The organism is Paenibacillus ottowii, from assembly GCF_006874425.1.
Taxonomy (GTDB): domain Bacteria; phylum Bacillota; class Bacilli; order Paenibacillales; family Paenibacillaceae; genus Paenibacillus; species Paenibacillus ottowii.
In genome coordinates this window covers 95,547-118,964 of the sequence record NZ_VIJZ01000007.1, presented here as the reverse complement: position 1 = coordinate 118,964, position 23,418 = coordinate 95,547, and the positions used below count along the sequence as shown (strand labels likewise).

Sequence of the window (23,418 nt, the reverse complement as noted above, 5' to 3'; positions counted from 1 at the left end):
AATAAAATCCTAATCTGCCGTTTTTTAATATATCATTTTATCTAAGGAACCCTTCATTCATTCCAGATAAAATTTCGTTGATGACTAAATTCTAAAAGAGAGAGGAAACTTAATGAAACTTTCAGGAAATACAATACTCATTACCGGTGGAAGTACTGGAATTGGATTAGCTTTTGCAGAACGATTTTTAAAAGCTGGAAATAAAGTCATTGTTTCTGGACGGCGTGAACATGTACTTCAACAAGCAAAAGAGGAATTGCCTAACCTCATTACTCATGTAAGTGATTTGAATATGGAGTCCGAGCGTATAGCATTGTCGGAGTGGGTAACTGCCAACTATCCAGAAGTAAATGTGTTAGTTAACAACGCTGGTATCCAACAACGTTTTAATGTGTTAAAAACGGATGCAAAAAACAATTGGGATTATTTCAGCAAAGAAATTACCACTAACATTGAAGCACCTTTCCATCTATCCATGCTATTCGCTCCATATTTTGCAGCAAAAGAAGAGGCGACTATCATTAACGTCACTTCTGGGTTAGCTTTTACGCCGTTTGTGATTGCTCCGATTTATTCAGCAACAAAAGCAGCCCTTCATTCATTTACAATCAGCCTAAGACACCAGCTTTCTGATACGTCCGTAGAGGTAATTGAAGTTGTCCCGCCAGCAGTGAATACAGATTTAGGTGGAGCAGGGTTGCATACGCATGGAGAACCGTTAGCTGACTTCGCAGATGGAATTTTCAAAGGATTAGCAGAGGGAAAAATAGAAATCGGATATGGTACCTCTGTGCCTCGCTTACGCATGTCACGAGATGAAGTCGACGAACACGTAGAAAATATGTATAAGGCAACGAAAAATTCAATAGAATAGCTCGCTTATAGGGCTGTCCTTTTGCGGGATTGCCCTTTTTTCACTTCGCTTTTTATTGATTTACCTTGTAGATTGACTGGCACGTTATTCATCATTTCCAAATCTCATTTCTCACGATTCGCCCTTATCAAAATAATCATCTGGCAAATGCAGTTCTCGCAAACAACCGATAAATTTTTCCTTGAAATTCGGATTCCTTTTATATTCCGACCATACCGACTTATAATAAGGCAGCAACTTCACATGTGGAATAATGCCCCAGTATAAAATCGAGTTTTTCAGAACCTGCGGGTCGCCTCCCTTCAACATCTGTTCAATAATCTGCCAGCTTTCCAGCTTGTTCTCGCAACTGCGCGTGGCATAGATGGCCGTGGTTTGCATGTTCAGGTCGGCATGACACAGAAAAGGCGCAAAGTTCTGGAGCGTGATTGCATCGTAATCCTCCAAGATATACCCTGCATAACGCAACGTTTCTACGTCGCGAATCCTGTCAAGTCTTTGCAAGATCAGTGGAATGGATTCCGTTAAATTCGCTGTTTTATTGGATGCGTGTAGAATCATTAAAGCTTGCGAAAACTCTTCATATTCATCCGATTGCAACAGCTCCAGAAGATATTTTCCACCCGTGTCAAAAGAAGTTTTACAGATTAGCCGAATGGCTGTGGCCCGATTTTTTGGGCTTTGCTCCGCAATATTTTTCAGAAAACCAAGGGTTGGCTGCGAGACTTTCTTAAACTTGAACATAGCCTCAAGTGCTTTGGCTTGGGTTTCTTCGTTTGGAGTGCTCTGGTAAATCTGGATCAGCGCATTCTCATCGCCTGGCATTCGACTGCCAAACCACCCGATATCATAATCCAGAATAATTTCATCCAGCCAGCGCTCATACCAGTCCAGAAAGCTATCTTCATAGACAAAGAAAAAAGGATGATCAGGATAAAAACCGGAGGTGTACATAATTCTCCCCCTGTGTTTGCCTTCAAGTACGAGATACATGTCGTATTCGCAACCTTGGGTGCCTATGCACAACATGCCGCCCAGCACCTTATTACGGGCGTCGTCGTATTCTTTATCAGGGATGTCCTCATCCGAGGTCAGGGGTTCCGTCAGGTGGTTCCATTCCTCTTTGGTCATCGCAGGATACAGAACGGATTTTGCAAGGAGTGCCTGGCGCTCGGTGTAAGAAGTTGCCTTTTCAATTGAAAAAATTCCATAATAGGGTCCGGCGCCTCCATTGCCGATATTCGTTAAAAACTGTGCGTAAGGCTCAGGAAGGGTAACTTGATTATAAGCTTGCCAGTCCGCCAGCGCTTTGGCTGTAAGCTTCTCATTGACCTTATATTGATGTGAGGATGCTCCAAACACCGAGAAATCCGTGTCTTGGCGCATGGCCTGATCCAGTTTGTTTTTTATTCGATCCAGTTGCGTTTCGTTCTTCCCAAACCACAATGGAAAGTGATCACGCATAAAATGAGTTAACGTATCCTCTAAATTTTGATGCTGTTTCATATATTGAAACAACATGTCCGACGTAAGCACGATTTTAGAGTCTTCGATACTAATAATCCAAGACGGTGGCTCCTCAGGACTATAACTAAATTCAGTAACGATGCCGTATGCTACACCTAGTTTATCCATTCTCTTATGTAAAATTTGATGGATATCACCAGTCAGTTGATGAATATTAATATCATTCTGTTCCAGAGCCTTCTTCCTCCTTCGTTGGTACTTCTCAATCGACTCGCGACATCCGGCCTAGTTCGTCAACCACTAGATAGTTTAAAATCAACCATCGTCTGTTCAGCCGTAACCTCATAGCCTAAGCTTTTGTAAAGATGTACAGCAACTTGGTTCTCCTTCAGCACTCCCAGATAGACATCTGATGCAAGCGCCCTGCCCAGCTTAGTGAGTTGACTCGTTAAGTGCTTTGCTAGTCCTTTTCCTCTGTAAGCAGGGCTTGTATATATGTTTCCAAGCTCCACAAGCTTAGAATCATAAAAGTGGAAGCCGCCTGCGGCAATCAAATGACCGCATTCCTTGATCCCAAAGAAAGGATATTGTTCGAGTTCGCTTCTCACAAAAAATTTCATGCCCCCATTTTGTAAAAAATCCACTATATCTGAAACCTCATTTTCCCTAATTAACTCAGCCAAGTTAGAATCAAGCAGTTTCGATTGATCCATATGCTTCATTGTTAAGAAACGTTGTGGGTTACCGGTTATGAGCCCATGCGACTGAAAAAGTTGTAGGTCACGATCACACAGAATTGTACCACAAACGGAATTTTGCCTAAGTTGAATGGTTTCCTTCGTAAAAGCAATAAGAGCTTTAAAGTTAAGGTTTTCTCGGTTTAGGCAGTGGAAGGAAAATGCAGGGAAGGAGAGTCCGCAAAAGTATGCCAAAACCGCCGTCAGCTTGTCTTCTACATATTGACCTACGAATTTAGCCTGTTCTTTACGTTGAGTTAAATAGCTATAGAACAACAAATGTTGGTCTCTATGGATTGGGTCCGTTAATTGATTAATAGCTTCGTCGGTAAGCAATCGATGAGAAATCATGTATTAGTCCCTTTCATTGCCATATGGGTAGTATTCCTATTGGCATGATACCACAAATTAAAACGATCCTTTTGACTTATCCCATATAGCCTTAACATCCGGGGTTATAACATTTCAAAAAATATGAGGATTATTTACCATCGGAGTATTAAAATCCATAATTTAAGGATGATTTTTTCCGAAATTCATTGTATAGTTCCTGCCTCGCCTCTAATTTATGATGAATTTAAAGAGAGGTGAGGCACTAAAAACAATGACAAATATTGAAAACGCATACAAGTAAAGAAAGAATGCTTCAAAGTGCAAGCTGGTCCTTAATTACCTGTCACCGATTACTTCAAAATTACTTCAAAGTGTACTTCATATGTATATTTTATTGAAAGCGTTTTCCGAAGTATGTGTTGCAGATCAATTGAGGCGGCAACATCTAATAATTCAAGGAGTGAGTCATATGCCAGACCCATGGAAAAGAAGGCTTTTCAGTATTCTTAGTTTTGTGCTCTTAACTTTTTTGTTTGTATCTCTCGATTTAGTTCCAAGCTTAGCAAAAGCAGAATCAGCTCACTTGGTCACCGATGTGGATGGTCGAACGGCGATGAATGCAAGTCAAGGTTTATCCACTAACGGCAGCCCCTTTTCTACGGTCGTCAGCTCCAAAGAGGCACTTCTTCAAGGTTACGGCGTAGAAAAACGGGATACACCCTATACCGGCGATACGTTTTATAAAGGTGATGGCTATGTATCTTTCTTTTATGACTATGACTCAAACTCTGGCAAGTCTGATGGAACGGCTACATTTAAAATAAACGTGCCTACAGCAGGTCTATATAGACTGAGCCTCGGCTACTACATTCCGGCGGGCACCGGCTCCAAGGATACCAGCATCGAGGTCAATGGCACCATGACTGAAAACATAACGCTGGCTGCTCCTCCGAAAGGTACATCGGTAAACGAGAAAATGATAACCAAGATCATGCTGAATGCTGGCACAAACGAGCTGACTTTTTCAAGAGGCTGGGGATATTACGGGATCGAGTATGTAAAGGTTGAATTCGCCAATCTTCCTGCTGCAATCAGCAAAATTGAAGCCGAAGAGGGAGCCATAACTGGCGAGGTCAACATAGAAGCGACTGATACGGGGTATTCTGGTACCGGTTACGCAGCCATTAAGGGCACAGGTTCGCTAACCCTTGCCTATAACGCAGCTTCGAGCGGACTTTACAACCTTGCAATCGGTTACAGTAGCCCCACTGGAGATAAAAAGACCCATTTGGTGGTCAACGGCCAGACCAGCGAAATATCACTCCCGGCAACAGCAAGCTACACAGAGGTAGCCGGCGGTAAACTTATGCTGAATTCGGGAAACAACACGATACAGTTCAATGTCGACTCGGATCGATATCATATCGACTACGTCAAGCTGTCAGCTGTTTCCCTCCCTAAACTGCATCAGATTGAGAAAAAGCCAGTAAACCCAAATGCGACTGCGGAAACCAAGGCACTCATGAGTTATCTCGTCGATAGTTACGGTAGCCATATTCTTTCCGGTCAGCACACTCTGGAGGATGCCCAGTGGATTGAAGACCATACCGGAAAGTACCCTGCTATATTATCAACGGACATGATGGATTATTCCCCCTCTCGCGTCGAGCATGGTGCCACCTCAACTGAGGTGGAAAAGGCGATTCAATGGGCCAAAGAAGGTGGAATTGTCACGTTCGCATGGCACTGGAATGCCCCCAAGGGACTGCATGATATTCCCGGCAAAGAATGGTGGCGCGGGTTTTACACGGACGCTACTACATTCGACGTCCAATATGCGCTGAATCATCCCGAGTCGGAAGAGTACCAGCTAATCCTGCGGGACATCGATGCCATTGCTGCTCAATTGAAACGGCTCCAAGATGCTCACGTTCCAGTGCTGTGGAGACCGCTGCACGAAGCGGAGGGCAAATGGTTTTGGTGGGGCGCCCAAGGGCCAGAGTCCGCCAAACAACTGTACCGTATCATGTACGACCGTCTAACACACTACCATCACCTGAACAATCTGATCTGGGTATGGAACTCCGAGAGTCCCGACTGGTATCCAGGGGACGATGTCGTCGATATTGTAAGTGTGGATATCTACAACCAGGCGGCTAATTATAACCCAAGTATTGGCAAGTACGACAGCTTGGTGAATCTCGTGCAAGACAAGAAGCTGGTTGGCCTGTCCGAAAACGGCCCGATTGGCGATCCTGAACTGCTTCAAGCATATTCAGCACATTGGCTCTTTTTCACCACATGGACGGGCGATTTCGTCCGCAACGGACAATATAATTCACTCGATCATCTCATAAAAGTGTTCAACAGCGATTACGTGATCACGAGGGATGAGCTTCCTCAAGACCTGTTTACTTCGTCCAAGAATGAAGCGGAGTAAGGCGCTCTTAACGTATCCGTAACTGTAACCTTCCATCCAGCACCATGAAGCAGCGTAGAAGCCTGTCTCTAAGGAACAGCGGCCACCTCAGAAAGTAACCGAGGTTGGCCGCTGTTTGTACTTTAAGCAAATGTAGTCTATCGCAAACCTTAATAGAAAAGGACCGTCTCCTCTCCAATTGGAAAGTGGAAACGGCCCTGTTCTTTTATGCAAAACGAATTAGTTAGCGGACCATAGCTTAATCCGATTCTGAATATGCTTGGTAAAGGATTGTTCCATTTCTTGTACTCCGGCTTTCTCCAGCTCTGCCATATAAGCATCCCAAACCTTATCGAAGTTTTCCGGCTTGGTCATGACCGCTTCCGGAATCCGTTTCCATGTAATATCCTTCATCTTGGCTCCGAGGATAACAGCCGGATCGTCATTGGGAAGAGACATCGTGTATGCTGCCCCGTATGCTCTAGGCGGAAATTCCTCTTCTTTCGGAAACAGATCTTTCCAGTGTTCTATCTTATAGCCCTTCAGGACTTCCTTCTCCGACTTGTTATAGGTTGCTGTCAGCATCTCCGGATAACTACGAGTAAAGTAGTTGCCGGTTGAGTCCTTGATGCCATCACCATAATGGACCATCAGGTTCCAATATAGACCGATTCCGGACTCCTTTTGGAAAGCTGCATTGTCATTGTTCATCCGTTCCAGCACAGCCGGAATAATCGTCCGTTTGCCGTCTTTAACCGTGTAATGCTTTCCTTCAATTCCCCAGTTATTCAGGACTTGCCCCTCTTCCGATGCCAAAAAGTCGAGGAACTGGATAGCACGTACCGGGTCCTTGCACTTGCTAGAGATCGAGATTCCATATCCCCCATCAAAACCAGGGAGCCAGAAGTTGGTATCCTTATATTCCTTGCTCATGGTGACTGGATAATGACCGTACGTTTGGTCGAATTTGCCCTCCGCTTTCAGCGCATTTTGTCCGTCGCCATAGTCCCACTCTGGATCGGCCAAGCCTAGTACACGTCCTGAAGCTATCTTCGCCTTAAACTGGTCTGTCTTCTGTACGAAGCTTTCTGGGTCCAGCAATCCAATGGAGTTCATGTGATTCAACCAGCGGAAATATTCCTTTTCTTCCGGGCGGCGGAAATGATAAGTTGCTTGGTGTGTTTTTTGATCGATGAAGTATTCGCCGTCATCTGGTCCCCCGGTCGTTTGAAATCCTGAGTTGGTTACCTGGTACATATGCCAATCATCGGCATTAAGGGACAATCCGATATTTTTGTTGCCATTTTCGTCTGTCGGATGCTTGGTGATATAGTCCTTAATGACTTTTTCAAAATCCTGTACCGTACGAATGTCCGGGTATCCCGCTTCCTTGACGACACGATGCTGGAGTTTAAATCCTACGTCAGGCTTGATTTTTTTCTCTTCGACAGCAGACCAGGTTGGAATCACATAGATCGATGGGTCGTCCAAACTGTACTTTGTCCGAACAAGCTTGTCACCCAGCATTTTTTTGATGTTCGGTGCGTGCTTATCGATCAAATCCGTCAAATCAATGATTGCGCCAGCATCGACAAGTTTACCGACATCCGCCTTAGCAGCGATCAAATCAGGATAGTTTCCTGTGGCTGCAATCAACGAAATCTTTTGGACCGGGTCGCCGACAGCGAATTCAGCATCTAGAGTTACTCCGGTTTTTTCAGCGATGACCTTACCGACTTCATCCTTCATGTTATTCCAATTTGTGCTGGAGTCTTCCGAGAAATAAGTTAGCGTGATGTCTCCTGTAGTTACGGCCTTGGTAGCCTCAGACGGATTATTACCGCTGCACCCTGCGAGCGTCGCGACTAAAGTTAATGACATTACGAAAGATACGATCATTCTGTTTTTTCTTGACTTCATGGAGCGAAACCTCCCTGTATAATGAATGTTTGCTGCTTCGTTTTAGCTTTTTACTGCTCCAAGCGTCATACCTTTAACAAAATATTTTTGTAAAAAAGGATAGACGATAAGAATCGGCACGGTAACAATGATGGTAATTGCCATTTTAACCGATTCCGGGGATACCTGTGCCATACGCTCCGCCATATTGGCAGCGTCCTGGGAATTGGTTGCGCTTGTTGTCGTACTTTGCAAAATTTTCATCAATTCATATTGCAGGGTCGTCAACGATTCATTGGACCCATTAAACAGATAAGTATCGAACCAAGAGTTCCATTGCCCAACGGCCAAGAAGAGCGCTACGGTCGCTAATGCCGGTTTGCAAAGAGGAAGTATAACGCGCCAGTAGATTGTGAAATCGTTGGCACCATCCAGCTTGGCTGATTCCTGTAACGCATAAGGCAGGCCGTCAATGAAGGAACGAATAATGAAGACGTTAAACGCACTTACAAGACCTGGTAAAATATAGACGGCAAATGTATCAATTAGATGCAGTTCCTTCATCAGGATAAAACCTGGAATTAACCCCCCGGAAACATACATAGTGACAGCAAGAAAGATGGAGATGAACCTTCTAGCTTGAAAATCACTTCGGGCAAGTGTATAGGCAAGCATCGAGCCGCTGACCAAACCCGCTACGGTGCCAATGATGGTCCGCAGAAAGGAGATCTTGAATCCAGTGATTAACCCCTCATAGGTGAAAATCAAATCGTAATTCTTCAACGTAAATTGCCTTGGCCAGATGGTGATTCCCCCTCTAATGGTGTCTACCGAATCGTTAAAAGAGATAGCTAGCACATTTAAGAACGGGTAGATCGTCAGAACGGTGACCACAATCATGAAAAGATAAACAACTACCCCCAGGATTCGGTCTTGTGGTGATTTCGCCTGAAGCTTGTTGTTTAATCCGCCGACCGGCGTAGTGCTTTTGACAGCCTCCATGTCCATTCTCCTCCTTACATAATGCTCTCGTTGGTATAGCGCTTAAAGATTCCGTTAGCCGCAAACAATAGGACTAGGCTGATCACCGAATTGAAAATATTAATGGCCGTTCCGAAAGAGTAACGTCCCATCGCCAGACCATAATTAAGCGCATACAAATCAAGTACTTCAGAGTAATCGATGACCAGGTGATTGCCCAGCAGAAATTGTTTCTCGAATCCCGTACCGAGCAGATGGCCAATAGACATAATCAGGAGAATGATAATGGTCGGCCGGATTCCCGGCAGCGTAATGTGCCACATTTGCTGGAATCGGCTAGCGCCGTCCACCCGCGCAGCCTCGTATAATTCAGGACCAATACCGGCGATGGCAGCCAGATAAATAATGGCGTTCCAACCTGTTTCCTTCCAGATGTCTCCGAAAGTTACAACCCACCAAAATAATTTACCTTGGGCCATAAACTGGACTGGCTGGTCGATGATGCCTAGACCCATGAGCATATCGTTTACGACACCGCCATCCGCTGAAAGCATTTTGGTGACGATGCCTGCAGCAACCACCCATGAAACAAAGTGTGGCAGATAAGATACGGTCTGAACAAAACGTTTTATCACTTGTATGCGGACCTCGTTGAGCAATAGAGCAAAGACAACCGGTACAATAAAACCAGCGACCAGTCCCATAAGACTCATAGCCAACGTGTTCCGCAGTACTTGGTAGAAATGATCATCTTGGAACAAAGTACGAAAATGCTCCAAGCCCACCCACTTCTGTTCAAAAAAACTCAAACCGGGTCTGTATTTCTGAAATGCCATTGTCCAGCCCCATAGCGGCAAATACTGAAAGACGAAGACCCAAATAACAAACGGAATAGACATGTAGTAAAGATACCTTTGGCTTTTAAATACCTTCCAAGCATTCCTCTTCGGTTTTTTGTATACGTTTTCCGAATTTGCTGTTACCGCTTTCATTTTCTCATCCCCTCTCTTAAAATCCATCATAAAACAGAGGAGAGTCCGAGCCCAGATAACGGATTTCGGGAAAAATCATCCACAAATTATGGATTTCTATATTCCGACGGTGAACAGCCTTCGTACCTTTTGAATTTGCTATAAAAGTAGTTGACGCTTGTGTAGCCAACGCTTTCAGCGACTTCGTAAACTTTCATTCCCTGATCCAGCAACTCCTTTGCCTTGTGGATACGGACTCTGTCCAGATAGGTGTTAAAGTACTCCCCTGTCTTGTTCTTAAAGAGCTGGCCCAAATAGGCGGTACTATAGTTTAGTAGTCCGGCTAACGCTTCCAGCCTCAGGTTGTCTGCATAATGCTTGTGAATAAAGTCGATCATTTTTTTGAATTCCTGCTCCTTTCCACGAGGTTCGGAGTCTTTCGCCAAAGCTAGCAGGAAACGGTAGGTCTCTTCCAAAAGGTCATCTAGGTGATCATGCTGGTATATCCCATTCAAAAAACGGGAAACTTCCTCCGTCTCTTTCAACTCGATACAGAACCCCGCGGTCAGCTTGTGAATGATCGCATTGGATAGAAAGAAGAACGACTCTTTGATCGACTTTTCATCTTGCCCCTGTTGGAGAAAAAATGCTGCCACCTCGTTCAACAATGGTAGTATGACATTCTGGTTTCCTACTTCCAGACTGTAATACAGGCGGAAGATGAATTCCTCCATCGTTTCTTCAGCTTTATCGACAGACAATCCGGGGGAAGCCAGCGAAGGAGAAAAGAAAGGATACGGATCTAGCAGTCGGTTCTTCTCGCTGAAAAAGGATCGTTTTACCGCTTCCTGGGCCTTTAAAAAAGATTTGCAAATATCTTCGGGAGCAGTTACTCCCCCTCCGGTTGCAGCGGCGAACCGGACCTTATCCGCAGCGTTACGAATCTCGTTGTACAGAGTTTCGCGTCGTTGTCTTCCACGCAGCGGCTCGTTGAGCAAAAGGACCGTATACGGCGGGATTACTGTGACAAGCCCCATCATCTGCCCCTCGATCGTTGCCTTCAATCCATTCGAAAGCTGGTATGCGACATCGGAACGGTCTACTTCAGAAACACGCGGGTAGACGATCACGACTTCGTAGTGGGGCCACAATAAGTCCGCTTCTATTGCCTTACTTCTCAACTTGGTGGGATCTTCCGTCTTCTCTTGAGAGACGAGCAGGCTGTGCAGGTATAAATCCCGATTTATAACCTCCTTCTTACGCCACTCCCGTTGAAGGCGCTCCTCTTCGATCCGCTCGCGTATCTGTTTTAAACTGGCCGACATTTCACCAATGTCCACCGGTTTAAGGAGATAGCCGCACACCCCGTATTTGATCGCTTGCTTGGCATACTCGAAGTCGGCATATCCACTGAGGATCATAAAATGTAAATGATGACCGTCAGATCTCAAGTGCTCAATCAACTGTAAGCCATCCATAACCGGCATGCGGATATCGACGATTACGACATCGGGGGACTTTTCCTGGATGACTTCCAATGCTTCTTTTCCATTGGCTGCCGTAGCTGTAACGGTAAACCCAAGACTCTCCCATGGAATCAGCGTTTGAAGGCCTTGACGAAGCTTCGGCTCATCGTCAACGATAACTACCTTAATCATTTGGATTCACCCCCAGGTATGAAAAACTGAATACAAGTGCCTTTCCCCGGCTCGCTCTCAATGCTTAAGGCACTAGAGGTCCCATACAATAAGACAAGACGATCGTTTACATTTCGCAATCCAATTCGCTGGACCTCCTGCTCATGTACGGATGCAGCAAGCTCTTCTCGTACAAGGGCGAGACGATCACCTGTGAAACCGGCGCCGTTGTCACATACCATAACTCGGACCCCCTCCGGAATTTCCTTTACTTTCACTTCAATGACAGCTCCTTCTGCTTGATTATCCAGACCATGTACAATAGAATTTTCCACCAATGGTTGGATAATCAGAGGTGGAACCAACATTTCCTCCAAATCCGGATCAACCGTTAAGCGATACTCCAAACGCTCTTCATACCGGAACTTTTGAAGATCAAGATAACAGCACACCCGCTCAAGCTCTTTACGCAGCGGAATCTTGTCGTTACCGGCCTCCAGACTGCTGCGTAACAACGCGCTCAACTGCCATACTGCTTTGGCGATATCGTCCTGTTTGCGAATGTGGGCTTCCATTCTGATGGACTCCAAAGAATTGAAGAGAAAATGCGGATTAATCTGGCTTGCCAGCATTTTGAACTTGATCTCGTTTTGTCTTTGCTCCACCAGACTTTTCTGACGATTCGTTTCTTGAACCTCCTGGACCAGATGGTTTACGTTACTGACGAGCGCGTTAAATTCCTTCGATAGTAGACCAACTTCATCTTTTCCGTCGATATGGAGATAGGTTTCCCATGAGCCCGCCCCTACCTGGGTCATATGCTTGCTCAAGCGAAGAAGCCTTCTGGATAGTAGCGAAGCAGAAGCATAGATAAGTAAGGCTGCAAATATCAGGCTGGCCGTGATCACGACTCCGCCGAGCCATATCACTTGATTAGCATCTCGGGTAATCTCGGAAACGGAAAAAACGGAGATAATGCGAAGTCCATTCCAGCTGTTCTGTGGAGTTAGATTTGCGATCACCACTTTTGACGCTTTTCCATTAATGAGTGTGTTGTAACTTCCTTCCTGTTGGTAAAGTATATTCTCGTCGACATGAATTTCAGATAGATTCTTCCCGAACAACTCTGCTTCATTGGACGCGACGATCTGATTCCGGTTATCCACGATCAAGGTAGGGAACGATTCCTGATTCAGGATTGAATTTAATTGGCGCTTACTAACATTGATGACCAATACTCCTTTTTGCCCTAGTGAATTCACTGCGAATGAACGAATCAGGCTGAGATAATCGGCATCGTCCCTCTCATCCTTGATTAAGTTCCAGCCAGCCAATCCTTTCTGCTCTATAGCCTCCTTGTACCAATCTGCGGTTGTGATTCTTTCGTCCGGCTGAATAAATTCCCAGTTGTTCAATGCTCCAGGATTAGAAACATAGACTCGGATGCCGGATATCTCTTTGTACAATTGGAGGTAGTCACGAATACCTGTATACTCCCGGTAAGCCTGAATGACTTCAATGTAGCTGTCATACTTCTGGCTAGCCACCATTTTCATCCGGTTATCATTGGTTAGCCGATACGAGATGTCCAGTGGTACTTTAATCAGTTCTTCTGTACGATTTTGGACCCGATCGACATTGTTGGATACTTGCATAAAAGCGTCCTTAATGACGGCCTCTCGGAGTTTTCCCGTCAGAAACAGGCCACATAACAGCAAGGGAAGAACAGCTACCGAAATGAATGTAAGCGTCATCTTCTTCCTTAGTTTCATATCATTCATCATTCGTATAAAAAACATGGCTTGCCCTCCCCGATCAGTACGGCTGCTGCGCGCAAAATGCCCCTTTTCATATAAAAAGGGGCATGCATAACTCAATCAATTGTTTTCTATCTTTCGCCAATGTACTGTTGTACTGATCCTTTAAGCCCTAAGCCTTGCTGGACTTTATGGCCCGAAGCCTGAACCATCCACTTTCATAGTCTTTCTGTCTGTAGACAAGAGGCAGGCCCAACTTCATAAGCCTATCCCCCCCATGGATAGACTTTTCCCCGCTATTTCCAGACTGAACTTCATATTCGAGTTCTGGATTCAGTCCGTCAAGGCGCAGGGCTCGCCAAGGTGCATTCGGAACAGCCATCACTTGGAAATAGTAGACGATGGCATCCTCTTGGTCTTCGGAAACAAACATCCAAGCCGACTCGTTATGTTCAAACGGACTCTTTAGGCGATACAAGTCACCCTTCTGTACTAAGCCACGAATCTGCTTGTATGCTGTGACTTGACGTTTAACCGTCTCTTTTTCCTCATCAGTGAATTTCGTGAGATCAAGCTCATATCCAAAATTTCCAGACATGGCGACATCACCTCGAAAATCAAGGGGCGTTATGCGTCCAACTTGATGGTTCGGAACGGCCGACACATGGGCTCCGATGGCGCTTACGGGATAGACAAGGCTAGTTCCATATTGAATCTTCAGGCGTTCCACCGCATCGGTATTATCACTAGTCCAGACTTGAGGCATGTAGTAAAGCATGCCTGGATCAAAACGTCCTCCACCACTTGAGCAACTCTCAAAAAGAATATGCGGAAATTCGGTGGTGACGCGCTCTAACAGCTCATACAATCCAAGAACATAGCGATGGGCAGTCTCGGATTGGCGTTCCGGCGGCAGATCAGCGGAACCAATTTCCGTCAGGCACCGATTCATATCCCACTTCACGTAAGAGACTGGAGCACTGGAGAAAATGGCAGCCAGCGAATCGTAGATGTAATCGCGCACTTCCTTGCGAGTATAGTCCAGTACCAACTGCCATCTGGCTTCGCTACGCCGCCGTCCTGGAACGTGAAGACACCAGTCTGGATGCTTGCGGTACAATTCGCTGTCTGGAGAGATCATTTCCGGCTCGAACCAGAGCCCGAATTTAAGCCCCAATTGATTGATGCGTTTCGCGACATCGGCCAGTCCGTCTGGCAGCTTCCGGCGATCTTCGTACCAATCACCGAGAGACGAATTGTCAGAATCCCGTTTGCCGAACCAACCATCATCCAGGACAAAGAGTTCGATGCCTAGCTCAGCCCCCTCTTTCGCTATCGATACCAACTTATCCGCATTGAAGTCAAAATAGGTAGCTTCCCAGTTATTGACCAGAATAGGGCGTTCTTCATCCCGATATTTACCTCGGCAAAGCCGAGTCCGATACAAGCGATGATATGTACGCGACATTTCTCCCAGCCCTTGACCGGAGTATACCATAACGGCTTCTGGCGTTTGGAAGCTCTCCCCTGGATTCAGTAACCATGAAAAGTCAAACGAGTTTACGCCAATGCTAAACCGTGTAGAGCCAAATGAATCTAATTCTGCTCCCGCCTCAAAGCCTCCGCTGTACACAAGACTAAAGCCGAATGCCTCACCCTGGCTTTCCGTGGTCTCCTGCGTGACTAATGCAGTAAAAGGATTGAGCTGATGGCTGCTCATGCCTCTTTTACTATCAATTCGGGTTTCACCTTGCAAAATCGGTTTGCGGGTAATATTCCCTTCCCGTGCCCATGCTCCCGAAAGATACATGAACTCTAAATCGCTTTTCCCCGCGAAATCGACACTGGCGCTTAGTGCACGGAGGAGCCGAAGATTTTGTCCCCCCGCATTACTCAAACGAGCCGAACGAGCGATTACATTTCGATCCGCGAAGACGGTGTAAAGAAGAACAACTTTAAGACCTGAAAAGGCATCTTTTAATTCCAGTTCCAACGTATCCGCTTCGGCTTCATTCTCGGTATAAACGGCCGGAAGCCCGGGTAAAGATGGCTTTCCCTTAATGATCCGGTAACCATCATACTTTAACTCCGTGATGCGTGTTCCATCCTCAAGCTCTACTTGATACGCCGGTGTACGGAAGTCTCCACTCCCATACTGCGGGTATTCTTGCGGCAGCCGATCTAATCCAGCCGTCGCGGGAGTGTGAAGCAATAGATCAGCCATGGGCTCACGGTGCTTCAACCTGTCTCCCCAGTATACATGCACAGGAAATCCATCGACAATCTGAATAATATAACTCATGCCCGACGACTGCAAATGAAACAGCCCCGGTTGCTCTTGAACAATGATACCCATTGGGAAAATAACCCCTCTCTTAGATAATAATCATCGGAGATCCACACCTAAAATGGCACTTAGAACAACCCTTTTGTAACAGCCATCAACTAAGTCCATATGGTGTAAAGCTTGATAAGATTCAATGATATAGCAATAGGTTCTATAGAAATCATATATTAATTTTAGATATGAAGTACATGGCATGGTACTCACTGTTTATGTTATAATGCTTGATAATTTACATAAGGAGATATACCGTGATTGAGTATTTGCCACGTAGTAAACAGCACTCTGAATTGTATCTAACTCAGTTTGGCATAGAGGAATGCATACCCGGTCACTTTTTTGGACCTGCTATAAGAGATCACTATCTGCTCCATTATATTTTGGACGGGGAGGGTACCTTCGAGGTCGGTGGGTTCAGTTATCGCTTACGGAAAGGACAATGGTTCCTAATCTGCCCGCAAGTCATCACTTATTATCAAGCCGATGTAGTGAATCCTTGGTCTTATTGCTGGTTTGGTTTTAACGGGGCACTGGCAGAAACACTCCTCAAGCAGGCAGGCCTGACGATGATGTCCCCAATCCTCTACTTTGAAGGAGAGCATTTGATTTATCAGTATTTGCAGCAAATGAACGAATCAAGTGGGTATCATAAAGCTCGGGAAACCAGATTGGCCGGGCTGCTTTACTCAATGTTATCGGAGCTAATTGAGTTCAGTCCGGCAACGTTCTCTGGACAAAAGGAAGGTCGGGCGGAAATTTACGTTGAAAAAGTGAAGGATTTTATCGAAATGAATTATGCTCAGAAAATTACCATCGAGCATATTGCAAATTTTATCGGACTCAATCGGAGTTATTTATGTTCGTTATTTAAACGACGAGTAAACACCAGCATTCAGGACTATCTGATTCGCTACAGGATCAACAAAGCTTGTGAAATGATGGGTAACGCTGAACTTTCGATAGGCGATATTTCCCGTTCAGTCGGCTATAATGACCCTTTACTCTTCTCAAAAATTTTTAAAAAGGTAAAGGGATTCTCTCCCAAACATTATCGAGCCGAAACCCATGCTCAAATGCAAAACGACTACTGAAATTACCAGTAGAAGCCTCTAACGAATAAAAGAGGTCAACCAGAAAACTGGCTGACCTCTTTTATGTTTATTTTGCAGTTTGTCCTTCCAAATAAGAAACAGGTTCTTTAACCTCTACTTTGGTACCGCCAAATTCATCCTTAATGTACTTTTGAGTATCCTCGTTATGATAGAGATCCGCTAATTTTTGTAGTCCCTTATCGTTTGCCTTATCCGCTGAAGTAACCAGAACGTTAATATTGTTCTTTGTCGCCTGACTGATCTCTTCGTGGAACAAGGAATCCTTCAGTACATTCAGACCGCCTTCTAAAGCAATCGTGTTCCCGATCAACACCAGACCTACATCTTGAATCACGCGCGGACCTGTTTTGTCGTCGATGAGCTCAAATTTCAGGTTTTTAGGATTACTCGTAATATCATTGACTGTACCTAAAGCATCATTAAAGTCAGCTTTAAGCTTAATTAAACCGGAGGCTTCTAATAGCCTCAAACCTCTTGCTGTATTCGCCGGATTGTCCGCCAAAGCCACCAACGCTCCGTCGGTCACTTCATCAATACTTTTGAACTTTTGCGAATAAATCCCCATCGGCTCCAGATAGGTGGTGGCTATCGCCTTCAAATCGGCTTTGCTCTCTTTGTTATAGCTCACCAGATACGCCCACGATTGGAATGCATTCACGTCCACATCGCCTTGTTTAGTCGCATTGTTCGTTTCGATTCCACCGTTAATTTCCTTTACTTCAATATCCAGCTTGGCATCCTTGGCGGCCTGGGATTGAGCAATATGCTTCCAAATCTGCGCGTCAGACCCCATGGAGCCAATGACTACCTTTTGCGTTTCCGCACCGGAAGCGGAGCTGGAGCCATTACTGTCTGTACTTTTATTACCGCACCCTGCGGCTACGAGTAATAAACTAATCCCTAATAGTAAAACGAACGATTTCTTCATGTTGTTTTCCCCCAGATCATGCTAGTATGCTAGTGCATCGTCATTCCACCTGTAACATTAATCGCTTGTCCTGTCATATATGCGGAGAGCGGACTTGCCAAAAACAGCACCACATTGGCGACATCCTCTACCTCGGCGGTTCTCCCCAATGGTACCTGCGAACAATCTTCTTCATATATCTCCTGGGCGGTCATTCCGCGAATGACGCCCCCTTCAATCCGCTCACGATGCTTCATCGGCGTTTCTACGATACCTGGACAAACCGCATTCACCAAAATTTGATGCGGAGCAAGCTCAATGGCCATCACCTTGGTCAAGCCGAGAACCGCATGTTTGGATGCACAATATCCGCCCATAGCCCGATATCCATTTTTTCCAGCCTGTGAAGCAATTTGGATAATTCGCCCCGGTTTACGCGCATCCACCATTTCCTTGGCAAACCGTTTGGACGCTACATACAGCCCGGTTGAATTGATCGAAAATACTTTCTCCCAATCAGCCAACTCACTATCAATGACATAATCCATCGTAGAAGTACCTGCGCAGTTCACCAATATGTCAGGAACTCCTGATTTGCTAATGAGCAGATCGCACCATCTTTCGATATCATCCGGCTTAGATATGTCCAATTGAGTTTCAACCAACTGTGAATGGATCACTCTATACGGCTCTTCATAAGAAATATCAGCAGAAATCACCTTAGCTCCACTTTGAATGAAAAGCTCTACAATCCCCTTGCCTATACCCGACTTACCGCCTGTCACTACTGCTGTCTGATGAGATAGGTCTATTGAAATCATAGATTTTAAAATACTCTTTTGAAAGGATCGCGGCTAATGCCAGCCTCCAACACAATCTTCACATATTCCTGCGCGGAGAAAAGAGAATGGTCCTTATAGTTCCCGCATTCCAAAGCAGTAACAGCCGGGACTTCTGTCGTTTCCAGAATTCTCTTCAACGTTTTTTCCAAAGCGAGTGCAATTTCCTCAGGCTCGTGTTCATTCCATAAAATCAGGTAGAACCCTGTTCTGCAGCCCATAGGAGAAATATCGATAATTCCCTTGATTTCATCTCTCAGATACGTCGCCAATAAATGCTCCAGCGTGTGTACAGCAGCTGTTGGCAGTGCGTCTTCGTTCGGTTGCAGAAATCTCAGGTCATACTTTTGTACCGTGCTTCCTTTTTCATCATGCTCTACTCCCGCTGCTCTTACATAAGGAGCCTTTACAATCGTGTGGTCTAATTGGAAGCTTTCTACTTTTGCCATTTTTCTCATCCTCATTTTCTGTAATTTTTATGTTTAGTCTAATGACGACTACTCAATACTTGTGCTATTTTTTTAAAAGTTTAATGCTTTAAATCAGCATTTTTGCAATTATACATCGGATTACTCGGTTTTACCACAATAATTATTATTTTTTTCTCATTTCTTTGTCCGCCTCTCCTTTGCCTGTACGTTTTGACATAGTGTACAATATATACGGTAATCCATCTTTACGAAATAGATCGAGGACATCGTAAGCCTCATTTAGGAGAATGCTCTGTGAATGAACCGGATTGGAAGCACTTGAATGCTGTCCCTTTGCCCTTGCAGGAATTTCAGCTACAGCTGGACCAGAACAGTGTGGACGCCAAGCAACTAGAGGAATGGAAGAAGATTCCCGTCCTTTATCAACTAGCTTTGGAGGAATTAAAGAACAAAATTAAGCTGATTCAGACGGAATGGAAGCTAATAGATGGTTTTAGCCCGATTGAGCACATTAAAACCCGGATCAAAGAACCCCACAGCATTGTGGAAAAGGTTCGGCGTAAAGGGCATGAGGTCACCCTGGACAATATATTGCGTGAAATTCATGATATCGCAGGCATGCGTGTGGTATGCGCATTTGTCAAAGATATCTATCGCCTGATGGATCACCTCCGCACACGGGAAGACATTCGTATTTTGGAGGTCAAGGACTATATTGCCCATCCTAAGCCCAACGGCTATCAGAGTCTACATGTCATTGTGGAGATTCCACTGATCCTGTTTGAGGGCACACGCTGGATTAAAGTCGAAATTCAATTGCGCACATTGGCTATGGATTTTTGGGCCAGTATGGAGCATATTTTGTACTATAAGTTTGATAAAAAAGTGCCCGAACACGTGGTTAACGGGTTGGCCGAAGCTGCACGTGCAACCTACGAACTGGATCAGAAAATGCTCAAGCTGCGCGGGGAAATTTTATCGCTTAGCGAGGAACAGGATGTGGAAGAGTCTCCAGGGAAACGAGCTGAGGAGTCAGCTCTGAAGACACTCTCCCTTCCCGCAGATCACGCTACTTCGAGGTCACAGACTTGCTAGCCATACAGGCACGGGATAACTAAAGCATTCATATGGGGTTGTTCCCCCTTGTGCTGGAACTTAGGAACTTATGTATGATGTATAAATAAAGAGCCGTCAAAACCACTACGATCCTGGTTTTGACGGCTCTTTTACACATTTGTTTCAATCAAATATTACTGTTTCTCGCGAATCTCTGTGCTTATTTTCTCAACGATGTCTGCAATGCTGAATGATCCCAGATCGCCTTCGCCCCGTTTGCGCACTGCTACAGTACCGGTTGTTTTTTCATTTTCCCCGATAACGAACATGTATGGAACCTTCTCCAATTGCGCTTCACGGATTTTATAACCAAGCTTCTCATTCCGAGTATCCACTTCGACACGCAGACCCGCTTTCAGCAATGCTTCCTGCACCTCATTGGCAGTCTCGATATAGTTCTCGGATACAGGCAACAGCTTCGCATGAACAGGAGCCAGCCACAATGGGAATGCACCTGTAAAATGTTCAGTCAGGATGCCCATGAAGCGGTCGATCGAACCATAGATGGCACGGTGAATAACGACCGGACGGTGCTTCTGGTTGTCTTCGCCCACATAAGTGAGGTCGAACTTCTCAGGCATTTGGAAGTCCAATTGGATCGTTCCGCACTGCCAGCTGCGTTTGAGCGCATCGAGAATGTGGAAGTCAATTTTCGGACCATAAAACGCTCCATCTCCCGCATTAATACGGTAGTTCATACCCAAATGCTCCAGCACGTTTTGCAGAGCTTGTTCCGCTTGATCCCACAGCGCTGGCTCGCCCATAAAGTCATCTGGACGTGTGGACAGTTCCACTGTGAATTCAAAGCCAAACACACTGTACATTTCATTAATCAGCTTGATTACGTCCGTAATCTCTTTTTCAATCTGTTCTGGTGTAACGAAAATATGCGCATCATCCTGACAGAATGTACGAACACGCATCATACCGTTCAACGCACCGGACAGCTCATGACGATGCACTTGTCCAAATTCGGATATACGAATCGGCAGATCGCGGTAAGAATGAAGTTCATTTTTAAACACAAGCATATGCCCCGGGCAGTTCATCGGTTTCAGAGCAAATGTAGTTTCATCTACTTCCGAGAAGTACATATTTTCTTTGTAATGGTCATAGTGTCCCGATTGTTCCCACAGACGGTTGTTCATCATCAGCGGTGTACGTACTTCTTCATAGCCATGCAGACGTTGAATGTCGCGGGAGTAATCTTCGAGCGCAGTACGCACCACCATACCTTTAGGCAGGTAGAACGGCATGCCAGGTGCTTCTTCGGAGAACATGAACAGTTCCAGTTCCTTACCCAGCTTGCGGTGGTCGCGTTTTTTCGCTTCTTCCAGCATGTGCAGGTGCTCATCCAGTTGAGCTTTTTTAGGGAATGCTGTTCCGTAGATACGTTGCAGCATCTTGTTATTGGAATCGCCTCTCCAGTATGCACCTGCCACACTTAACAGTTTGAAAGCTTTGATGCGGCCAGTGGATGGCAAATGCGGGCCACGACACAGGTCGAAAAATTCGCCTTGATCATAGATCGTAATTTCCGCTTCTTCCGGCAAATCACGGATCAGTTCCAGTTTCAATGGATCTTCCAGTTCACCAAAAATGCGAGTTGCTTCCTCACGGCTGACCACACGACGTGTAATCGGCAGATTTTCCTGCGTGATCTTCGCCATTTCCTTTTCGATCTTCGCCAGATCGTCAACGGACAATGGGTTTTCGATATCAATGTCATAGTAGAAGCCGCTGTCAATGACTGGACCAATACCCAGCTTCACATTTTTCTCACCATAAATGCGTTTGAGCGCCTGTGCCAGCAAATGCGCTGTGCTGTGGCGGTAAACTTCCAGACCGTCCGCACTGTCCAGCGTAATAATTTCAAGGTCAACGTTCTGATCCAAAACGGTGTTCAGATCGACAGCCTTCCCGTTCACTTTACCTGCTACTGCGTTCTTTTTCAGTCCGGAACTGATCGAACCCGCCACGTCAGCGATGGTTACGCCCTGCTCGTACTCGCGTACGGCTCCGTCCGGCAATTTCACTTGAATACTCACGATTAAAGCCTCCATTTCAAATTGTGTGCTATATCAAAATTGAACGCAAAAAAAACGCCTCTCTCCCTCAAGGGACGAGTGCGTTCAGCTCGTGGTTCCACCCTAGTTCGGCCCGCTACTGTACATACATTCATGTTCATCCAAACATGCTCATGCACGACCTGCGTGACCCTCCATTGGTATCCGTTAACGGGGATAAATCGGTGGGCGCTTACTGATGCCACTGCCAGCTTGCACAGCTACACGTTCAACGTCACGGCTACAAAGGGGTAACTTCACATGCGGTTGCCGGAAAAGCTCTCAGCCTCGTCTTTTCTCTCTGAACGGCCCTTCAAGGAAATCATGTCTTTGGTCAATGCCTTGAATATTACTATATGCTACAGCATTATAGATCAAATTCGCAGGTATTTCAAGTGGACGTTTATGTAAGCTTCTGTCTTATTTATCATCCGGCTATGAAGGCGAAATAGGCCTATATTTACACCCTACTAAAAACACTGTAAAATTTTTCTCATCTAGACGATATCGTACAGAAAGAAGGCGAAAGAGATACCTAAGATCATTGTCACAGAAGAACAATGGATTCAAAAAGGAATAGAACGTTTTGAACAGGGCGGAATGGATCAACTCATTGTTGAAAAAATGGCTACTGCTTTAGGGTGCAGTAAGAGCAGTTTTTATTGGTATTTTGCCAATCGCAGCAGCTATATTAGACAAATTGTAGAGACATGGAAGGCACAGACGACACAACAGGTTATGACCTCGTCCATCAACCATGCGACCGCAGATGAGCGGATCAGAGAGGTGCTAACCCAGATGTTCGGCAAGACGAAACGGGGAGACTTTCTGTTTTATCTGCGCAAGCTGTCACTGAAGGACGATAGTTACCGTTCCTTGCTCAACGAAGTCGAGCAGATGAGAATGGAGTTTATGAAAGAACTTTTAATCCAACAGGGAATGCAGCCAGAGAAAGCCTCGCAGAGGTCATGGATGTTGTACCATTACTATTTGGGTTGGTATGAGCGTCACAAGCAAGAGACGTTAAGTGAAGAAGCCATTCAGCAGCATATTCATATGATTTGGACAGAGTGGATTTCCAATTAAGGAGGATGTGAGATGTTGGAGTTACTTACATGGGCAGTTGGCGGAATTTTATTGGTACTGAGCGGTATGCATCTATATTGGGTATTTGGCGGACAAAAGGGTGCTAAGGCAGCGATCCCAAGCACGGGAACGGATTTGCTTTTTAAACCCTCCAAAATAGGGACGTCGATTGTTGCCATTTTACTAGCTTTAGCCGCTTGGTTCGTTCTGGAGTTAGGGAGAGTCGTACCCATTCAGTTTTTCCATTTCTTCTATTTCTACGGTTCAGGCTTGTTGTCATGTTTATTTATTTTACGTTCTATAGGAGATTTCAAATGGGTAGGGTTCTTCAAGAGAAAAAAAGGAACGGTTTTTGCAAAATGGGATACTGTGCTCTATTCGCCCCTTTGTTTTCTCTTGGGAACAGCCATTTTAATCATGACGCTTTTACGTACGGCGTAAT

Annotated in this window: 18 protein-coding genes; 6 read left to right on the top strand and 12 right to left on the bottom strand. The window is 45.3% G+C overall.

Annotation, left to right across the window (positions count from 1 at the left end):
• Window positions 1-112: 112 nt before the first annotated feature.
• Entirely contained in the window at window positions 113-874 is a 762-nt protein-coding gene (locus FKV70_RS17060; RefSeq protein WP_142613590.1) for an SDR family oxidoreductase, read from the top strand.
• A 111-nt stretch (window positions 875-985) separates the two neighbouring features.
• On the opposite strand, the gene FKV70_RS17055 is transcribed toward FKV70_RS17060, so the two are convergent.
• The gene (locus tag FKV70_RS17055) at window positions 986-2,320 is read right to left on the bottom strand and encodes an SMI1/KNR4 family protein (RefSeq protein WP_142613727.1); all 1,335 of its coding nucleotides are present in this window, start codon (window positions 2,318-2,320) and stop codon (window positions 986-988) included.
• Between the two features lie 314 nt (window positions 2,321-2,634).
• On the bottom strand, window positions 2,635-3,429 hold the full coding sequence (locus tag FKV70_RS17045) for a GNAT family N-acetyltransferase (protein ID WP_142613589.1): 795 nt from the start codon (window positions 3,427-3,429) through the stop codon (window positions 2,635-2,637).
• 451 nt (window positions 3,430-3,880) lie between these two features.
• Between FKV70_RS17045 and FKV70_RS17040 the strand changes: the two genes are divergently transcribed.
• Window positions 3,881-5,851: a glycosyl hydrolase gene (locus FKV70_RS17040; RefSeq protein WP_142613588.1), complete on the top strand. Its 1,971-nt coding sequence runs from the start codon at window positions 3,881-3,883 to the stop codon at window positions 5,849-5,851.
• A gap of 219 nt (window positions 5,852-6,070) precedes the next feature.
• Here FKV70_RS17040 and FKV70_RS17035 read toward each other — a convergent pair whose 3' ends face one another.
• The 6 genes from FKV70_RS17035 to FKV70_RS17010 form a co-directional block, all read right to left on the bottom strand.
• The gene (locus FKV70_RS17035; protein WP_142613587.1) at window positions 6,071-7,750 is read right to left on the bottom strand and encodes an ABC transporter substrate-binding protein; all 1,680 of its coding nucleotides are present in this window, start codon (window positions 7,748-7,750) and stop codon (window positions 6,071-6,073) included.
• Window positions 7,751-7,792: 42 nt separating this feature from the next.
• Complete coding sequence (locus FKV70_RS17030) at window positions 7,793-8,731, bottom strand: carbohydrate ABC transporter permease (protein ID WP_016819521.1); 939 nt, start codon at window positions 8,729-8,731, stop codon at window positions 7,793-7,795.
• 14 nt (window positions 8,732-8,745) lie between these two features.
• Window positions 8,746-9,702, bottom strand: a complete 957-nt coding sequence (locus tag FKV70_RS17025; RefSeq protein WP_016819520.1) for an ABC transporter permease — start codon at window positions 9,700-9,702, stop codon at window positions 8,746-8,748.
• Between the two features lie 86 nt (window positions 9,703-9,788).
• Entirely contained in the window at window positions 9,789-11,339 is a 1,551-nt protein-coding gene (locus FKV70_RS17020) for a response regulator transcription factor (protein ID WP_142613586.1), read from the bottom strand.
• Entirely contained in the window at window positions 11,336-13,117 is a 1,782-nt protein-coding gene (locus FKV70_RS17015) for a sensor histidine kinase (protein ID WP_142613585.1), read from the bottom strand. The genes FKV70_RS17020 and FKV70_RS17015 overlap by 4 nt, the downstream gene beginning before the upstream one ends.
• A gap of 130 nt (window positions 13,118-13,247) precedes the next feature.
• Window positions 13,248-15,431 (bottom strand): alpha-galactosidase, encoded by a 2,184-nt coding sequence (locus tag FKV70_RS17010; RefSeq protein ID WP_142613584.1) that lies wholly within the window; start codon window positions 15,429-15,431, stop codon window positions 13,248-13,250.
• A 239-nt stretch (window positions 15,432-15,670) separates the two neighbouring features.
• On the opposite strand from FKV70_RS17010, the gene FKV70_RS17005 reads away from it, so the two are divergent.
• Entirely contained in the window at window positions 15,671-16,510 is an 840-nt protein-coding gene (locus tag FKV70_RS17005; protein WP_142613583.1) for an AraC family transcriptional regulator, read from the top strand.
• A gap of 67 nt (window positions 16,511-16,577) precedes the next feature.
• Here FKV70_RS17005 and FKV70_RS17000 read toward each other — a convergent pair whose 3' ends face one another.
• From FKV70_RS17000 to FKV70_RS16990, 3 genes are read right to left on the bottom strand one after another with little or no spacing between them, the layout of a single operon-like run.
• On the bottom strand, window positions 16,578-17,459 hold the full coding sequence (locus FKV70_RS17000; RefSeq protein ID WP_107734799.1) for a MetQ/NlpA family ABC transporter substrate-binding protein: 882 nt from the start codon (window positions 17,457-17,459) through the stop codon (window positions 16,578-16,580).
• Between the two features lie 29 nt (window positions 17,460-17,488).
• Window positions 17,489-18,259, bottom strand: a complete 771-nt coding sequence (locus FKV70_RS16995) for an SDR family NAD(P)-dependent oxidoreductase (protein WP_142613582.1) — start codon at window positions 18,257-18,259, stop codon at window positions 17,489-17,491.
• Window positions 18,260-18,264: 5 nt separating this feature from the next.
• Window positions 18,265-18,726: an S-ribosylhomocysteine lyase gene (locus FKV70_RS16990; RefSeq protein ID WP_013369209.1), complete on the bottom strand. Its 462-nt coding sequence runs from the start codon at window positions 18,724-18,726 to the stop codon at window positions 18,265-18,267.
• A gap of 276 nt (window positions 18,727-19,002) precedes the next feature.
• On the opposite strand from FKV70_RS16990, the gene FKV70_RS16985 reads away from it, so the two are divergent.
• A complete protein-coding gene (locus FKV70_RS16985; protein ID WP_142613581.1) occupies window positions 19,003-19,803 on the top strand; it encodes a GTP pyrophosphokinase in 801 nt (266 codons plus the stop codon).
• Window positions 19,804-19,958: 155 nt separating this feature from the next.
• Here the strand turns inward: FKV70_RS16985 and thrS are convergent, their stop codons facing one another.
• The gene (thrS, locus tag FKV70_RS16980; RefSeq protein ID WP_142613580.1) at window positions 19,959-21,872 is read right to left on the bottom strand and encodes a threonine--tRNA ligase; all 1,914 of its coding nucleotides are present in this window, start codon (window positions 21,870-21,872) and stop codon (window positions 19,959-19,961) included.
• 522 nt (window positions 21,873-22,394) lie between these two features.
• On the opposite strand from thrS, the gene FKV70_RS16975 reads away from it, so the two are divergent.
• A complete protein-coding gene (locus FKV70_RS16975; RefSeq protein ID WP_341873591.1) occupies window positions 22,395-22,976 on the top strand; it encodes a TetR/AcrR family transcriptional regulator in 582 nt (193 codons plus the stop codon).
• 12 nt (window positions 22,977-22,988) lie between these two features.
• A complete protein-coding gene (locus tag FKV70_RS16970; RefSeq protein WP_142613578.1) occupies window positions 22,989-23,417 on the top strand; it encodes a DUF3995 domain-containing protein in 429 nt (142 codons plus the stop codon).
• Window position 23,418: the final 1 nt, after the last annotated feature.

What these genes read in the sequence shown, in the direction of transcription:
- FKV70_RS17060 (WP_142613590.1), top strand. Translation starts at nt 113, where the DNA reads ATGAAACTTTCAGGAAATACAATACTCATTACCGGTGGAAGTACTGGA.
- FKV70_RS17045 (WP_142613589.1), bottom strand. Translation starts at nt 3,429, where the DNA reads ATGATTTCTCATCGATTGCTTACCGACGAAGCTATTAATCAATTAACG.
- FKV70_RS17040 (WP_142613588.1), top strand. Translation starts at nt 3,881, where the DNA reads ATGCCAGACCCATGGAAAAGAAGGCTTTTCAGTATTCTTAGTTTTGTG.
- FKV70_RS17035 (WP_142613587.1), bottom strand. Translation starts at nt 7,750, where the DNA reads ATGAAGTCAAGAAAAAACAGAATGATCGTATCTTTCGTAATGTCATTA.
- FKV70_RS17030 (WP_016819521.1), bottom strand. Translation starts at nt 8,731, where the DNA reads ATGGAGGCTGTCAAAAGCACTACGCCGGTCGGCGGATTAAACAACAAG.
- FKV70_RS17025 (WP_016819520.1), bottom strand. Translation starts at nt 9,702, where the DNA reads ATGAAAGCGGTAACAGCAAATTCGGAAAACGTATACAAAAAACCGAAG.
- FKV70_RS17020 (WP_142613586.1), bottom strand. Translation starts at nt 11,339, where the DNA reads ATGATTAAGGTAGTTATCGTTGACGATGAGCCGAAGCTTCGTCAAGGC.
- FKV70_RS17015 (WP_142613585.1), bottom strand. Translation starts at nt 13,117, where the DNA reads ATGTTTTTTATACGAATGATGAATGATATGAAACTAAGGAAGAAGATG.
- FKV70_RS17010 (WP_142613584.1), bottom strand. Translation starts at nt 15,431, where the DNA reads ATGGGTATCATTGTTCAAGAGCAACCGGGGCTGTTTCATTTGCAGTCG.
- FKV70_RS17000 (WP_107734799.1), bottom strand. Translation starts at nt 17,459, where the DNA reads ATGAAGAAATCGTTCGTTTTACTATTAGGGATTAGTTTATTACTCGTA.
- FKV70_RS16995 (WP_142613582.1), bottom strand. Translation starts at nt 18,259, where the DNA reads ATGATTTCAATAGACCTATCTCATCAGACAGCAGTAGTGACAGGCGGT.
- FKV70_RS16990 (WP_013369209.1), bottom strand. Translation starts at nt 18,726, where the DNA reads ATGGCAAAAGTAGAAAGCTTCCAATTAGACCACACGATTGTAAAGGCT.
- FKV70_RS16970 (WP_142613578.1), top strand. Translation starts at nt 22,989, where the DNA reads ATGTTGGAGTTACTTACATGGGCAGTTGGCGGAATTTTATTGGTACTG.